The organism is Mycobacterium persicum (assembly GCF_002086675.1).
GTDB lineage: Bacteria > Actinomycetota > Actinomycetes > Mycobacteriales > Mycobacteriaceae > Mycobacterium > Mycobacterium persicum.
In genome coordinates this window covers 1-252 of the sequence record NZ_MVIF01000355.1, presented here as the reverse complement: position 1 = coordinate 252, position 252 = coordinate 1, and the positions used below count along the sequence as shown (strand labels likewise).

Sequence of the window (252 nt, the reverse complement as noted above, 5' to 3'; positions counted from 1 at the left end):
CCACCATGACCACCGAACCCAAAGACACCACCGTTTCCGCCGGTACCGCCCGCACCCCCCGCACCACCGGACACCCCGGCCGCACCGGCGGCGCCGTCACCGCCTGCACCACCGGCACCGCCGAGACCGATCAACGCCGCGTTCCCCCCGTCGCCGCCGGCGCCGCCGGCCACGCCGCCGCCCCCACCGGCGCCGCCCGACCCGCCGGAACCCAACATCACGCCGCCGCGACCGCCGGTCCCGCCGGTACCG

The 252-nt window shown here is 79.0% G+C and carries 1 protein-coding gene; it reads right to left on the bottom strand.

What is annotated here, in order from left to right; translation table 11 throughout:
- Nucleotides 1–252 (bottom strand): hypothetical protein (locus BST40_RS33725; RefSeq protein ID WP_208618978.1); only part of this gene is annotated, 252 nt, incomplete at both ends.